Annotated in this window: 11 protein-coding genes; 4 read left to right on the forward strand and 7 right to left on the reverse strand. The window is 68.1% G+C overall.

Annotated features, from left to right (window positions below):
• Nucleotides 1-30: 30 nt before the first annotated feature.
• Genes HYU53_03640 through HYU53_03650 form a run of 3 tightly spaced genes read right to left on the reverse strand, consistent with a single transcriptional unit; the run spans nucleotide 31 to nucleotide 3,322 of the window.
• Entirely contained in the window at nucleotides 31-432 is a 402-nt protein-coding gene (locus HYU53_03640; GenBank protein MBI2220281.1) for a BrxA/BrxB family bacilliredoxin, read from the reverse strand.
• A gap of 58 nt (nucleotides 433-490) precedes the next feature.
• Nucleotides 491-982, reverse strand: a complete 492-nt coding sequence (locus tag HYU53_03645) for a prolyl-tRNA synthetase associated domain-containing protein (protein MBI2220282.1) — start codon at nucleotides 980-982, stop codon at nucleotides 491-493.
• A 3-nt stretch (nucleotides 983-985) separates the two neighbouring features.
• Nucleotides 986-3,322, reverse strand: a complete 2,337-nt coding sequence (locus HYU53_03650) for a carbohydrate binding family 9 domain-containing protein (GenBank protein ID MBI2220283.1) — start codon at nucleotides 3,320-3,322, stop codon at nucleotides 986-988.
• 72 nt (nucleotides 3,323-3,394) lie between these two features.
• Here HYU53_03650 and HYU53_03655 point away from each other — a divergent pair, with 72 nt between their 5' ends.
• A complete protein-coding gene (locus tag HYU53_03655; protein MBI2220284.1) occupies nucleotides 3,395-3,913 on the forward strand; it encodes an ABC transporter permease in 519 nt (172 codons plus the stop codon).
• 10 nt (nucleotides 3,914-3,923) lie between these two features.
• Here HYU53_03655 and HYU53_03660 read toward each other — a convergent pair whose 3' ends face one another.
• Nucleotides 3,924-5,558, reverse strand: a complete 1,635-nt coding sequence (locus HYU53_03660; protein MBI2220285.1) for a M20/M25/M40 family metallo-hydrolase — start codon at nucleotides 5,556-5,558, stop codon at nucleotides 3,924-3,926.
• 62 nt (nucleotides 5,559-5,620) lie between these two features.
• Between HYU53_03660 and HYU53_03665 the strand changes: the two genes are divergently transcribed.
• Together HYU53_03665 and HYU53_03670 are read left to right on the forward strand one after the other, a co-directional pair.
• On the forward strand, nucleotides 5,621-6,214 hold the full coding sequence (locus HYU53_03665) for a hypothetical protein (protein ID MBI2220286.1): 594 nt from the start codon (nucleotides 5,621-5,623) through the stop codon (nucleotides 6,212-6,214).
• Nucleotides 6,215-6,216: 2 nt separating this feature from the next.
• A complete protein-coding gene (locus HYU53_03670; GenBank protein MBI2220287.1) occupies nucleotides 6,217-6,510 on the forward strand; it encodes a hypothetical protein in 294 nt (97 codons plus the stop codon).
• Nucleotides 6,511-6,526: 16 nt separating this feature from the next.
• On the opposite strand, the gene HYU53_03675 is transcribed toward HYU53_03670, so the two are convergent.
• The 3 genes from HYU53_03675 to HYU53_03685 all read right to left on the reverse strand — a co-directional run bounded on the left by HYU53_03675 (nucleotide 6,527) and on the right by HYU53_03685 (nucleotide 13,136).
• Nucleotides 6,527-7,564, reverse strand: coding sequence for a GAF domain-containing protein (locus tag HYU53_03675; GenBank protein MBI2220288.1), 1,038 nt, complete (start codon nucleotides 7,562-7,564; stop codon nucleotides 6,527-6,529).
• Nucleotides 7,565-7,659: 95 nt separating this feature from the next.
• Nucleotides 7,660-10,893 (reverse strand): N-6 DNA methylase, encoded by a 3,234-nt coding sequence (locus HYU53_03680; GenBank protein MBI2220289.1) that lies wholly within the window; start codon nucleotides 10,891-10,893, stop codon nucleotides 7,660-7,662.
• Complete coding sequence (locus HYU53_03685; GenBank protein MBI2220290.1) at nucleotides 10,890-13,136, reverse strand: DEAD/DEAH box helicase; 2,247 nt, start codon at nucleotides 13,134-13,136, stop codon at nucleotides 10,890-10,892. The genes HYU53_03680 and HYU53_03685 overlap by 4 nt, the downstream gene beginning before the upstream one ends.
• A gap of 272 nt (nucleotides 13,137-13,408) precedes the next feature.
• Here HYU53_03685 and HYU53_03690 point away from each other — a divergent pair.
• Nucleotides 13,409-14,054 (forward strand): hypothetical protein (locus HYU53_03690; GenBank protein MBI2220291.1); only part of this gene is annotated, 646 nt, incomplete at its 3' end.

A 14,054-nucleotide genomic window follows, 5' to 3' on the forward strand; every position in this document is an offset into this window, starting at 1 on the left:
GCGCGTTCCGCGCGCTCCGCGGTGCGTCTGTTACTGGCTGACCGGACTGGCGCAGAACCTGTCGAATGCGGCGCGCAGTTCGTCCGCAATTTCCTGCGCGCTGCGGATCTCGATGTTCTTGCGCTCCATCATGTACAACAGCTCGCCGTCCTTCAGCAGCGCCACCGACGGCGACGAGGACGGATAGCCGGCGAAGTACTCGCGTGCACGCGCGGTGGCTTCGGTGTCCGCGCCGGCGAACACCGTCGCGAGCACGTCCGGCTTCGCGGCGTGCGTCAGGGCATCGGCGATCCCTGGGCGCGCCCGCCCGGCGGCGCAGCCGCACACCGAGTTCACCACCACCATCACCACACCGTTCTGCTTGACGACGCGATCGACATCCGCGGCGGTCTTCAGCTCGCGGAACCCCAGCCGCGTGAGCTCTTCACGCATCGGCTGGGTCAGAAAGTCGGGATAGCCCACTGTCTCCTCCAGCGACCATTATAAGTATTCAGAGCTGCACAAATCTCACCACGTTCCCGCGGTGCTGGAGGAAGCGGTCGAAATCCGCCCACGAGAGCACGATCGTGGCCGTGTTGATGTTGGGATGGAATGCGACGGCGCCCGATTGACGCAGCGTCGCGTCGATGACGACGCGGACGTCGTTCGCGGCCGGGTGTATCAGGCCGAACGGCGAAACCGATCCCGGCGTCAACCCGAGATAGGTCGCGAGCCGCTCCGGAGAGGCGAAGCTCAATCGGTCTTCGTTCAGGCTTGCGGTGACCGACGCGATGTCCACCGGCTGGGTGCTTTCCGCGATCAGGAGGTAGTGCGTGACCCCCTTCTTGTTCCGCAGGAACAGGTTCTTGCAGTGCGTCGCCGGGATCGACGCCCAGTGCTGCTGCGCCTCCTCGACGGTGAACACCGGCGGGTGCTCGTAGCGGGTATAGGGGATGTGCAGTTCATCGAGCACGCGGTAGACAGGTTCTTCATTCGGATGCATTGCCTAAATCCTGAACAAGTAACCGATCTTCACGAAGAACCCATCCCGCAACCGTTCAAGTTCGTTGAACCGCAGCGGCTGGGGCTCGGTCAGCGTGCTGCCATAACCCGCGAACACGACCGTGCCGGGCGTGGGCTGGTACGAGAACAGCCAGTCGTTTCGGAATTGGTTGCGCGAGAACCCGCGCGCGGGACGGTACGTGCCGGTGGACCGGTCGCGAATCACGATTGGGAGGTTCGTGCGGGTGTCGTCACGCAAATCGTCCTGTTCGTTCGCATCGTACTCGCCAATCCAGCGCAGGAAGATCGCGCGCGTGAGCTGGTACTCCACCTTCAGCCGCGGGATGCGACGGCGGCCGACGAGGCTGTTGTCGCTGCGCCGCCGGTACTGCTGGAGCTGATACTGCGGGTTGACGCGGAGCTGCTGTGTCGGCCGCCAGTCCACCCCGTAGCGCGCAAAGACGATGTCGGCGCTGGCCCACTCGAAGAAGTTCTCGTCGCGCCCCCAGATGAGGAAGACGTTGCCCGACACCGTGGAGAAGCGTGGCGTGGTGAGCTGCACGACGTAGTCAAGGTTGCCCAGGTCGGGCGTGCCGGTGAACGGCAGGATCTCCGTCGATCCGTCCGCCCGCGCGCGCTGCAATCCGTAGTCGGCGTAGAACTCCTCGTCGTACCCAAAGGTCTCGACGAGGACCGAGCCGGTGGCGCGCCAGCCGCCGCGCAGCACGACGTTGTTGTTCCAGTGGAACTTGCGGTCCTGCGCTCCGCGGCCGTTCACGAAGTCGTCATACTGCCACGTGCCGTCGAGCACGAAGTCGGTCGTCCAGCTCTCGAGGGGAGCGCCGCGGCGGCCGTAGAACGTGAGCCGGTGATCGATCGTGGCGAGCGCGACCCCCGTGCGGGACAAAAACCCGCTGTCGGCGCGGAAATTGCGGTCGATGCCGCGCAGCGAGTACAGGAATCCGAAGCGCCGGCCGTCGCGGTTGAGCGACACGTCCCAGAGCGGAGCGGACGTCGCGACGCCCTTGCGGGCCGTGCGGCTCACGGCGGCCTGGACCTGCAGGCGGTACAGCTTGCGGAACGTCATGCGCGAATCCGCGGCGAGCACGCGGTTCGAGTCCGGCCCGTCGATGCGATCGGTGTAGACGATCGCCGCGCGCGTGCTGGCGTTCAGGTCCCGCTGGATCCGCGCGATGGTGAAGACGGGATGGCTGCCGTGCGCGGACGTGCTGCGGTCATCGACGGCGGTCAGCAGCGCGACGCCAGCGCCGGAGGTATGGCCGGTGATCTTCGCAGAGGCGAGCGGCGAGACAATGCGCCGCGTGTAGATCAGGTTGTTCGGCGTCGTGAACTGTTCGATGCCGTCGAGAAAGAACGGCCGCTTTTCGGCGAAGAAGAGCGCCGATCGCGGATCGAAGACGAACTGTCCCGCGTCCGCCTCGACCTGTGAGAAGTCCGGGTTGATCGTGCCGTTGAGCGTGAGGTTGCTCGTGAGCCCCCAGCGGACGTTGCCGCCGAACTCCGGCGCGCCGCCGTCGTACGCCCAGCGCCCGGCGTCCGGCGCGCCGTCGATCCGCGACGTCACCGCGGGATTGAGATCCAGGACCAGGCCGCGCCTCAATTCGGTGAGACCGCGCAATCGCCCTGACTGCGCCAGGAAAGACGCGGACGCGCGGCGCGCCGGCGCCCAACTGTCCTCGCGGCCGTTGCTCTGGATCTTCCGGACGACGTGGATGCCCCAGTCCTGTGTCAGCGACGACTGGTAGCGCAGGCTCTTGAAGGGAATCCGCACCTCGACCTCGTAGCCTGCATCCGTGAGCCGTCCCTTCGACTGGTACACGAAGTCGGGGCTGAGGTCCACCGCCTCGCGCCCGGTGCTCAGGCCATCGAACCCGCGCGACACGCCGCGCGTGCCCTCGGTGAGCGCGCCGTCCGCCTGCACGCCGAGCGGATTCACGGCGAACATGAACGCCTGGCGGCCGTCGTTGAACGTGCCCAGGAAGATCTGGATCTGATCCTCGGTGTCGAGCCGGTCGCGATCGGCGAGCGTCGCGCGCACCGTTCCGGGCGGCGCCGACGCGCGAATCCCGAAGTGGATCGCCGTCGGCGAATACCACGCCAGCACGATGGTGGGCTGCTCGGCGGGCAGGTTGTCCACCGGCGCGTATTGGGAAAAGTCGGTGAGCGAGGCGGCGTCGTTCCAGACCGGCTCGTCGAGACGGCCGTCGACCTCCACGCCGGCCTCGAAGCGCGGAATGACGACGTCGAGTTTGCCCTCCCGCCCGCTGTGCACGGGGGCGGCGGAGGCGAGAAGTCCCGCGAGAACTCCCGCGAAAAACATGGGTGGGGAGAATAACACGCCGGCACACGCCACGCGACGAACAGCGGCCGTCCCGGGATCGTTTGAGCCTATATGCTCCAGGACCTCCGCTACGCGCCGCGCTCGCTCCGGCGCCACAGGGGCGTCACGGCCATCGCGGTCATCTGCATGGCGCTCGGCATCGGCGTGAACGCCATGACCTTCAGCACGGTGGACGGCGTGCTCCTCCAGCCGTTTCCGTTTGCCGATCCCGAACGCATCGCGGGTGTTCGGTCGCGGAGCCGCGACGCCGGCGTCAACCGCTCGACTCTTTCCTATCCCGACCTCCTCGATCTGCGCCGGCGCGCGCGTACCCTCGACGCGGTGGCGCGGGTGACGTTCCGCAGCCTCGCGGTGAGCGACGGCCGCGCCGAGCCCGAGCGCGTCGCCGGAGGGCTGATCACGTCGGACCCCGACGATCACGAAACGCCGTTTCTGCTCGTCCTGGCGCTCTACGAACTGAAGGCGATTGAGAAGGACGCGAGCGCGAACGCGCTGTTCGACGCTCGCGCGCGGCGGTACGTGGAACGCGGCGGCCCGAGGCAGGCGCTCGTCGCGCGCCGGTTGAAGTAATTCACCGACCTCACTTCTTGAGCGATTTCTCTCTGATTGCCCGGAACTCGTTGCCCGGCTTCCACTCCGGGAACTTCGCCGCGTTCGCCACGCGGTAGCCCGCCTGGTAGAACAGCTTCGCGTCTTCCGCCGCGCCGCTCAGATCCCAGTCCGGCTTCACCTCGTCTGACGGCGTGTGGTAGTCCTCTTTCGTGAACCGCTCGCGCATCTTCATGCCGTAGCCCGCAGGCTTGCCGACGAACTCAATCCCCTCGCTGGGATCGAGCGCCGGCACCCCCTGCTTCGCAAAATTGAAGTGATCCGAGCGGTAGTAGAACCCTTTCTCCGGCTCCGGATCCGGGCGGAGCACTCGCCCCTGTTCCCTGGCGGCGTCGCGCAGGTAGTCGTCGAGATCCGACGCGCCCATGCCGATCACGGTCATGTCCTTCGTCCGCCCCCACGTGTTCGCGACGTCGATGTTGATCACCGCCAGCGTCTTCTCGAGCGGGTAAATCGGCATCACGGAGTAGTACTGGGATCCGAGCAGGCCCTGCTCCTCCGCGGTGACGAAGAGAAACAGGATCGATCGCTTCGGCGCGGGCGTCGCCTGGGCAAAGGCGCGCGCGATTTCGAGCGTGACGGCCACGCCGGACGCATTGTCGGCGGCGCCGTTGTAGATGTTGTCTCCCTTGACCGGCTCGCCGACCCCGAAATGATCCCAGTGTGACGTGTAGATGACGTACTCGTCCTTCAACACCGGGTCCGCGCCCTCGAGCTTCGCGACGACGTTCCTCGAATCCATCGTCCGGAGCGTGTTCTTGAGGCTCATCGTCGCGGTGACACCGAGCGGGACCGGCTTGAAATCACGCGACGTGGCGGCTTTCTTCAGCGCGTCGAAATCGTGTCCGGCGAGCGCGAACAGCGCGCGTGCCGTGTCGAGCGCGAGCCAGCCTTCGATCGCCGCGCGTCCCATGTTCTTGTCTGGCGTGACCAGATCGAGCTTCTCCCCCGTGTTGCCCTGCACGACGTTGAACCCGTAGCCGGCCGGCCCTGTTTCGTGGACGATCAGCACGCCGGCCGCCCCTTTTTCCGCGCCTCTTTCGAACTTGTACGTCCATCGGCCGTAATACGTCATCGCCTCGCCGCCGAAGACCTTGGGATCGAGCCTGCCATCCGGGCCCGTGACGGCCGGGTCGTTAATCAACACGACGATCGTCTTGCCCTTGACGTCGACTCCCTTGAAGTCGTCCCAGTTGAACTCCGGCGCCTCGACGCCGTAGCCGGCGAAGACCAGTTCGGACGCCCCGAGCGCGACGCTGCCGGTGACCCGCTTCGTCCACGCGACGTAGTCGTCGCGGTACTTGAGCTCGAGCTTCCGTCCCCCTTTTTCGAGAACGAGGGACGTGGCCTCCGGCGTGATGCCGACCATCGGCACGTTCTGAAGGTAGGTGCCGTTGGTGTTGCCCGGCTTGAGGCCGAGCTTGGCGAACTCGGCCTCGAGGTAGGCAACCGTCTTGTCTTCGCCTGCGGTGCCGGGTTTCCGGCCCTGGAAGTCATCGGACGCGAGCACCTTGATGTGATTGAGGACGCGCGCCGCATCGATCGCGGGCGCGTCGGCCGCGACCAGCCGGACGGCGGCGCACGCGGCGAGCACGATAAGAATCATCCGCTTCATACGTAGGAGGATACAGTAAACTTAACGGTCATTCCTGATACCCCGGAGCGGCAGTGGAATACGTGATCAAGCAGTACCCCCTGCAGCAGGGGGCGCTCGAAATCCAGTACATCGAAGAGTTGTTCGGTGAGTTCCCGCGCCGCAAGGGCGCGAACGAGATCATCCGCCGCCTGTCCGACCGCCAGCACCTCATACTCATGGCCATTGCGCCTCTCCCGGACGATCCCGGCAGCGTAGTGCCGGTGTCCTACAAGGTCGCGCACGAGTTGAGGGCTGAAGAAACGGACCCGAAGCTGCGCGACCTGGTGCAGCGCATCGGCGGCGCCGTGCAGCTCGACGGGCGCAGGCTGCTGTACCAGTGGATCGGCGGCACGCGCCGCGACTGGCGGGGCCAGGGACATTTCCGCGCGCTCACCGAAGAGCAGGAGGTCTGGGCGGTGGCGTGCGGCTTCGACGAGATCATCGCGAAGACCAAGAACAAGTTTTACGAGATGCGCAGCGCCCTGGACGCGCTCCGCTTCGACATCGTCCACTACGAGGCGCACTTCGACAACCGCGAGTCGAAGGTTTATATGAGCAAGAAGCTGCACGCGGATATCGTCGACACGCACCAGAGCCGCCGGTCCGTGGTCAAGGTCGAGGAGTAGCGATGCTGGGGGCCGTCCTGGCGCTGGCACTGCAGGCCGCGACCCCCGCGGCGGCCGCGCAGCCCGCGCCTGCCACCGGTCCGGCGCCTGTGGCACCGGCGTCGGAGGTGTTCCTGGCGGCGCTCTCGCCTGACACCGACAGCAGCATCCGGATCGGCACGCCGGAGAACATCTCGAAGAGCCCGGGCTATGACAACCAGCCGTCGTTCGTCCCGGGAGGGAGCGCGATCCTGTTCACGTCGTCTCGGAAAAGGGGGACAGTCACACTTTCCCGGGCGTCGTTTCGGAAAGTGTGACTGTCCCCCTTTTCCTCTACAGCGGCTCTTCGCGGATCAGCCCTTCCGGGCTCGATGGGATGCCTGCCTGGTTGACCGAGGCCGCCACCTCGCGCAGGCGCTCGGTGGCCGAGCCGCGCATCTTCTCGAGCAGCTCGGAGATGCGCTGCGCCTGGCGGATGACCGTGGCCAGGTCACGCTGCAGCGACGGATCGGGATAGCTGCGCTCCAGCAGGTCGCAGTGCCCGATGATGATCTGGAGGGCGCTGTTGATCTCGTTGGCGATCGAGAGCGTCAGCTCGGACATCGCCTCCACCGTGCGGAAGCGCGCGAGCGCCATCTGCGCCTGCTGCGCGACGTACGCGACGGCGAGGATCTCGGCAATCTGCTCGAGCGCGCGCGCGTGCTCGACCCGAAACGCGTGCGGGCTGCGCGAGACGAGCGTGATCGTGCCGACCGCGCGCCCCTTCGACATGAGCGGCACCATCATCCCGGACCTGAAGCCGGCCGAGTGCAGCACGTTCGCGTCGAAATAGTCCGGCGCCGCCACCGACAGGTCGTCCACGATGACCGGCTCGCGCTCGCGGACGGCCTGCCCGACCAGACTCCGATCCATGCTGAATTCAAGCTCGGGCCGCGGCCGGTTGCGCCGCTCGTCTTCGCCGACGCGCGCCGTGAAGGTCTGGAACCGCTGCCCTCCCTCCTTGAGCAGCGCCAGTCCCACGCGATCGCACGGGACCACGTTGGCCAGCCGCCGCGCGAGCGCCTGGAAGGCGAGCGCCACGTCCGGCGTACGGGTGATGACCTGCAGCACCGCGTTCTGCGCCTCCATCTGCTCCATCTGGCCGAGCGTCAGCTGGTGCTCCTGCCGGTGCTCCTCGAAGCGCGTGTTCAGCAGCTCCATGCGCCGGGTCGCGAACACGGCGAAGAGGATGACCAGAATCCAGAGAACAGAGGCCTGGGCGATGTAGCCGACGGTGTGCCCGAGGAGATCGAGGCGTATCAGTGCCCACGCGCCAGCCTGTAGCAGGGCGCCGGCCGCCACGAGCAGCCAGATCCAGCGGCGGGGTCTCATGTCTAAGTAGAACGCTCCGGCATTCTATACGTATCGGCCGGCGGTGTGCCCTTTTTCGACTGGGCCGCGCCCGGCGCCACGTTCACGTGGGCACACTATATCGCACACCGCGCGCGCACAGCGGCGAGCACCATGTCACGCTCATCGCGAGGCACGAGCGGGAACGTCGCGAGAATGGTCTCGAGCGTGCCGGCGTCGAGATTGAACAGCATGGCCACTTCTGCCTGCAATCGGCAGGCGAGCTGCGGGTCGGCAGGGCCGGACGCCAGCGCCCGTGCAAGGCCCGCGATCCGCGAGAACACCGGTGAGGACCGGGAGGGGCGCGGCAGCGGCAGCGCGTGCGCGATTGCCGTGGTCACGTGCGTGCCGACGCGCGTGCGTGCCACGAAGTTCAGCACGTAGCTGTTGAGCAGCGCGCACACAAACAGCTGCTCGTCGAGCGGCAGCCTCGTCCTCAGGCAGAACACCGTGTGCGTCGTCACGACGCGCGGCGGAACGATGGCGGCGACGAGCGTGGTCCGGTTGCCGGCGCCGGAAACGTCGCGGTACGACAGGCGATGGCGCAGGACCGCGTCGCCGAGCCGGCCTCGCGCGACGTCCGCCGGGATGCGGGCCGGCAATCCGGCAGTCTCGACGTGGAACGGGCTGATATGACGCCCTGCAATCACGGGGAAACCGTCGCCGGATTCGCGGAACAGGGCCCGATCGTCGGTCGCGTTCAGCCCGCGGCCGAACCGAAGCCCCCAGCCCGATGCGCTGGAAGCGGCCGGAGCGCTTCTCGTGAGGAAGTCGAGCGCGTGCACTTCCGCCGCTCCGGAGACACCGGGGATGGCCAGCACCTCGCCCGACAGGCGGCCGAGCAGCTCGCGGCTGATCTCGGCCGGTTCACTGCCGGCTGCCGCACCGCTCGAGAGCCGATCGAGATCGGCCAGGTCGCGAATGGGCGGCCGGAGCCGCAGCGACGGCGTGTGCCCCGCGTTCGTGCCGGACAGCGCGACGAACTTCAACGCGCGATGGATGGGAAAGATCGCGTCGCGGTTGTCGATGACGACAACCTCGTCGAGCGAGGCCTTGTCGAACAGCGCGCGGCGCAACCCTGCGCTGCCTTCATCCGCCGCGATTCCCCAGGGCAGGACGAGACCGAACCGGCCGCCGCTTCGCACCAGTTCCAGAGACCGCTCCAGGAACAGCTGGTACGCATTGCCGTGCCCCTTGGACTGGAGGCGGAACGTTCCCGAGTCGCGCGAGAAGCGCAGGAGCGCCTTCGCGTCTGCTTCGCCCCGGAGCATTTCCCACGGCGGGTTGCCGATCACCGCGTCGAACCCGCCGCCATCAGGGCGGAGCACTTCGGGGAACTCCAGGTCCCAGTGGAAGAAGCGGCGGGCCCGCGCGATCTCGCGCGCCCGCTCGAGCAGCCTGGACACCGCGGGGTGTGAAAACGCCGCATCGCCCCGGGCCGCAGCCGACATCGCCGCGAAGTCGGCGCCGCGAATGGTGATGCCTGGCATGAACCAGGCCGCACACCACGCGTCGCAGATCGCACGCCAGGAAGCCAGCGGCCCGTCGCGGGACTCCAGCGTGGAGAGCAGCTCCTCTTTTCGATGCACGTCTTCGATGGTGTCGTCCGGCGTTGCATCGAGCGCCAGCCGGATCTCGCGCGCGCGACCGATTGACTCCAGGGCATCTGGCCCGAACAGGGTCGCCTCACTGGAGCGGCCGCGGCCTCCCGGCGCGCGGACGCTCACGTGGTTCAGCGTCGTGCCGACGAGGCTGTTGCCAACGCGCAGGCGATGGTCCAGGAACGTGAGCGGCTTGTCGGCCGCAAGCGAACAGAGCCAGAGGGACAGCCGCCCCAGTTGCGCCGCCATCGGATTGACATCGACGCCGTACAAGCAGTGCTGCGCCACCAGTCGCCGGAACCCGGCGCGATCGCGCGGCGACAGATCTTCTGCGCCGGCGAGGCCGTTTCGCGCGAGCGACGCCTCGTACTCCCGCGCGAGAAAGCGGCAGGCCGCAACCAGAAACGCGCCGCTGCCCATCGCGGGATCGAGCACCTTCAGCTTCAGGATGTCTTCGGGCGCGCGGCCGGCCACGAGCGGCTGCAGCGTGCGCCTGACGATGAACTCGGTCAGCGCGCGCGGCGTGTAGAACGTCCCCGTGCTCTTGCGAGGGCCGCCACGGCGCAGCGTGGCGGCTCCGGTCGCAGCATCGCGCTCGGGCGTGAAGTCGAGCACGCGCTCGTAAATCGATCCGAGCTGCTCGACGCCAAGATCGACGAACGGAATGGGGTCCGGACGCCCGCCGTCGCGCTCGACGAGGGTCAGCGCGGAGACGACGGCGGCCGCGTCGCGGTCGGGGATGTGGCGAGAGGCAACGACCGGCGCGTGCGCCGGAGAGAAGAGGCGGCCGTTGAACGGCACGACGACCAGTTCGCCGGCGCGGGCACCGCGGTGAGCGAGCCGCGCCATCGCCTGCAGCGCGTCCCACATCCCGGCGTGATCCGATCCGGCTTCCAGGATCTCGCGCAGCGCTTCGACGGTGTAGGCGCGGCGGTAGGTCGGGTGCCACACCGGAACCAGCCCGCGCGATTCGGCGAACTGAAGGAACAAGATGCGATAGACGACGGTGAGCGCTTCCCCGAAGAGATGCTCCACGTCGCGGCCACCGCTCCTGCCGCGCGACAGGGCCGAGGTGAGCGTGAGAGCCGCGCGCTCGACGCCGCCCTGCAAGGCGGCGCGCACGCCGCGCAGGTCCGCCTCAGAGGTGGCGATCATCATCTCGAGCGGCGCGCGTCCCGACGCGTCCGGCGCGAGGGTGCGCGCGTTCATGACGCGAAGCAGCCCCTGCGCCGCGTCCGGATCAGCAGCGCACGCGGCCACGTCCGCGGAGAGCCATCGCCGGGCGTGCGGCCTGGCGCAGTCCACCAGGGCGAGCACCCGGCCGTTCGACACGATCGCCCAGCGCAGGCCCGCCGCGGAGGCGGCGGCGACCACGCGCGTCCGGATCCGCTCGACCCCTTCCTGGGCGGGCATGGCCACCATCATCGCCAGCGCCTCCGTGCCGGCGGCGAGCGTCATGGCAAACAGCCCGTCCGCTGACGGCCGCCACCCCCGCACCTCGAATCCGAGCAGCCGCGCCATGGGCGCTGCGAACACGTCCGCAACGGCTCGCGCGGCTGACCATCGACCGAGCGAGGCGGCATCGCGGCAGATCGTTCTGAACGCTCGGATCGCGGATGCGTCAGTGCGGCCATCCTGCGCCCCGGCGAGCGACGCGAGGTAGCTTCGCGACAACAGCGAGCCGCCGAACGTCGACGCGTCCTGCATCACCGTGAGACGAAGGAGGCGACGAGCGCAATCGATACGCGGAACTGGCGCGCCGCGCCGTCCGCGACGGACCGGCGCAGCGCGACCTCGTCGAACGCCCGGCCCGCCTCCGCGTCGCGGTCGGCGGCCTCCGCGAGAGCACGGCGATCGAACAGCGCCGGCTGGATGGCAGGGGTGCGAGACGGCCTGAGCGCCGCTTCGATTGCGCGCTCCCGAATCGCCAGCGTGCGCGCGAACCTGCGGTGCGCGGCGATGCTGGCGCGTGCCGCCGTGCCGAGATCTCTCGACGCCGCCTTGCGGCACCCGGAGAGATGATGGCCGCGAATTCCCGCGTAGAGCCGGGCGACGCAGCGGCCGGCGCCATCCAGCACGGTGCCGGCGAACACCGCGAGTCGTTGGCCGCGCCTCAGCCAGGGCGAGGCGCCGCGCGGCCGAACGCGCGCAACGAGCGGCCGGTCCGCCCGTACGTCCGCGGGCGGCAGGCGCTTCAGCTGTGCGACCCGCGCCGCCTCGGCCGCCCCCGTTGTCACGGCGCTCGATTCGAGGCGCGCGGCAGACGATCGCCGCGCGAGGCGTGCGAGAATGCCGGCTTCCTCGGTGCCTCCTGCGACCAGGTGCCACACGTGCACGCGGCGGCTCTGGCCAAGGCGATCGACCCGCCCGTTCCGCTGCTCGATGCGGACCGGGCTCCACGGCGCCTCGTGGTGGACAACCCACCGGCATCGATAATGGAGGTTCAGCCCCTCGGCCGCGGCATCGGTGGCCAGCAGCACGCGCGCCGTGCCGGCCGTGAACCGCGCGACCGCCTGCCTTCGCTCGGCCGGCATCATCGCGCCGTGCAAGACCTCGAGCCCCCCGATGCCGGCGAGCTGGCGCCGCAGATCGTCAAGCGTGTCTCGATATTCCGTGAACACGATGACCGGCTCGCTCGCGCGTGACAGCGCTCGTGCAAGCGCAGACACCTTCGACGCGCCGGGGATGGCCGCGCGCGCGGCGTCGAGCAGGCTCGCCAGCATCTCGCGCTCGCGCGCCGCGTCCGGCAGGCCCGGCGCGCTCAACACCTCGCCCGGCTCCCCGTCGTCAGGAATCAGCTCGCCGCCGAGGGTGTCGCCGAAGTCGAACGCGAGCTGTTGCGATGACGACTCACCGGCGGAACCAGAGAGCGCCTCGAGGCGCCGGGCGAGCGAGCGCGCCAGCGGCGCGGGCCCGGACAGTGCGCGCTTGCGGAGCACGATCATGGCGAGGCGTGCTGGCGCCGAACCGCCCGACTCCAGCCGGACGCGCGCGGCGTAAGCGCGCAGCAACGCGCGCAGGGCACGCTCGGCGGGCGCGCTGTTCGCGGTGATGACGCGCACGCGGCGTGGCGCGGTTCCCGCCGTCACGTCGCCGCGCCGGCGCCGGAACACTCTCAGCGGCCGATCGTCGCCTTCGAGCGCGCCGAGGTTGCACAGATCGGCATACGCCGGCGCGTCGCCGTTGTGCGGCGTCGCCGTCAGAAGAACCACGACGCGCGCACGGGCGCAGGCAAGCGCAGCGGCGGCATGCCGGTCGGTGCCGCGCGCCGCGTGGTGCGCCTCGTCCACAATCACGGCGTCCCACGTGACGTGCTCGAGCTGCGGCAGCAGCTCGCCGCGCTTCAGCAGGTCGATGGAGGCCAGCCACACGCGCGGCAGCGTCCACGGATTCACCCACGGCGGCAGCGCTCGTTGAAGGTCGGAGAGTTCCCCGGCGTCGATCCGCACGACCTCCAGCGCGAACCGATCGCGAAGTTCCGCCGCCCACTGATCGCGAAGGCCCGCCGGCGTGAGGATCAGCGCGCGCGTGAGCAGATGGCGCGCGCGAAGCTCCGCGAGAATGAGCCCCGCCTGGATCGTCTTGCCGAGCCCGACTTCATCGACAAGAAGGAGACGCGAGGCATGCCCGCCCACGATCGCCATCGCGGGTTCGAGCTGGTAGTCGAAAATCCTGATGTCCGCGTCCACCGCCGCGCGGAGCTCCGAGGCGGCATGCGATCGCCTCACGGCTGCCGCGCACGCCCGCGCCGCCTTCTTCGGACTCGAGGGACGGGGAACATCGCTTGCGGCAATCGGCCGGATGACATCGAACGGGCTGATCAGGGTGACGGGCGGACCGAGGCCCGCGGCAGGCACGAGCCGCACGCTGCGGCACGGCCCGTGATCCACGACGTCCAGCACGACGTGACGGCGCGCCCGCGCGTACACGGCGGCGCCTGGCAGTAACTGCACTCGCACCTCCCCGGCCTGCTACTGCAGTCTTCTCAGTCATGACTCTACAGCCAACGGAAACTCGTCGTATTGCCCGGCTGGGACCAGGCGTGCGAGCAACGGCGCAGACTTGTCGGAGACGTCACGGCGCAGCCGCGGAAGCTCCGTCGGAATATTCGTCGGAAAAGCCAGCGCGGCGGGACCTGCGGGCGGATCTTCCGCCACATTCTCCGCCGCAATTTGCGTGAGCCGCAAGCGTCCTCACATTACCCTCCTAACACAAGGAGGATCACATGCTACGCGCTATTTCTCGCCTCTGGGCTTCACTATTGCTGACGGCGGCGATCCTGTTGCTGCATTCAGCAACGGCTTCAGCGCAGTGCGCCGGTGCCAATCCGAACGACTGGAACGACGATCGTGCCGCTCTTCAGGCATGCATCGATTCCAATGTGAATCTGTATCTCGAGCCTGGAAACCCCGGCTACGTTGTCGACGGCGACAAACTCCGCATTCGAGCACCGCTGCGGCTCCTGACGTCAACCGGCCCCGGCAAGGCGAGGATTATCGCCGGCAACAGCCTTCTTGGACCCTTAATGGAGTTCGATCCGACGATGAGCAACTATGAGATCTCGGAGCTCATCATTGATGGCAGAAAGGATTACCGCACCCACAACCTGTGGGCGTGCGGATCGTCGCTCTACGCCGGGCATGGCACCAACATGCTCGCGAAAGGCGCGTACTTCCGGATTCACCACCTCGATATCATCAACGCGCTGTGCGGGGCAGGCATCGAGGCGACCGGGAACGACTTTGAAATCTGGAGTCTCTACGTCGCAGACAACGGGTTTGAGTCCAATGGTCACTGGGCCGACGGATTGGTGTCTCATCGATGCGACAGCGGATCCATCCACGACAGTTGGTTCATCAACAACACCGACG

The organism is Acidobacteriota bacterium (assembly GCA_016184105.1).
In the GTDB taxonomy this organism is placed as follows: Bacteria; Acidobacteriota; Vicinamibacteria; order Vicinamibacterales; family 2-12-FULL-66-21; genus JACPDI01.

Excerpts from the sequence above, each read along its gene's own strand:
- HYU53_03640 (MBI2220281.1), bottom strand. The coding sequence starts at position 432 with ATGCGTGAAGAGCTCACGCGGCTGGGGTTCCGCGAGCTGAAGACCGCC.
- HYU53_03645 (MBI2220282.1), bottom strand. The coding sequence starts at position 982 with ATGCATCCGAATGAAGAACCTGTCTACCGCGTGCTCGATGAACTGCAC.
- HYU53_03650 (MBI2220283.1), bottom strand. The coding sequence starts at position 3,322 with ATGTTTTTCGCGGGAGTTCTCGCGGGACTTCTCGCCTCCGCCGCCCCC.
- HYU53_03655 (MBI2220284.1), top strand. The coding sequence starts at position 3,395 with ATGCTCCAGGACCTCCGCTACGCGCCGCGCTCGCTCCGGCGCCACAGG.
- HYU53_03660 (MBI2220285.1), bottom strand. The coding sequence starts at position 5,558 with ATGATTCTTATCGTGCTCGCCGCGTGCGCCGCCGTCCGGCTGGTCGCG.
- HYU53_03670 (MBI2220287.1), top strand. The coding sequence starts at position 6,217 with ATGCTGGGGGCCGTCCTGGCGCTGGCACTGCAGGCCGCGACCCCCGCG.
- HYU53_03675 (MBI2220288.1), bottom strand. The coding sequence starts at position 7,564 with ATGAGACCCCGCCGCTGGATCTGGCTGCTCGTGGCGGCCGGCGCCCTG.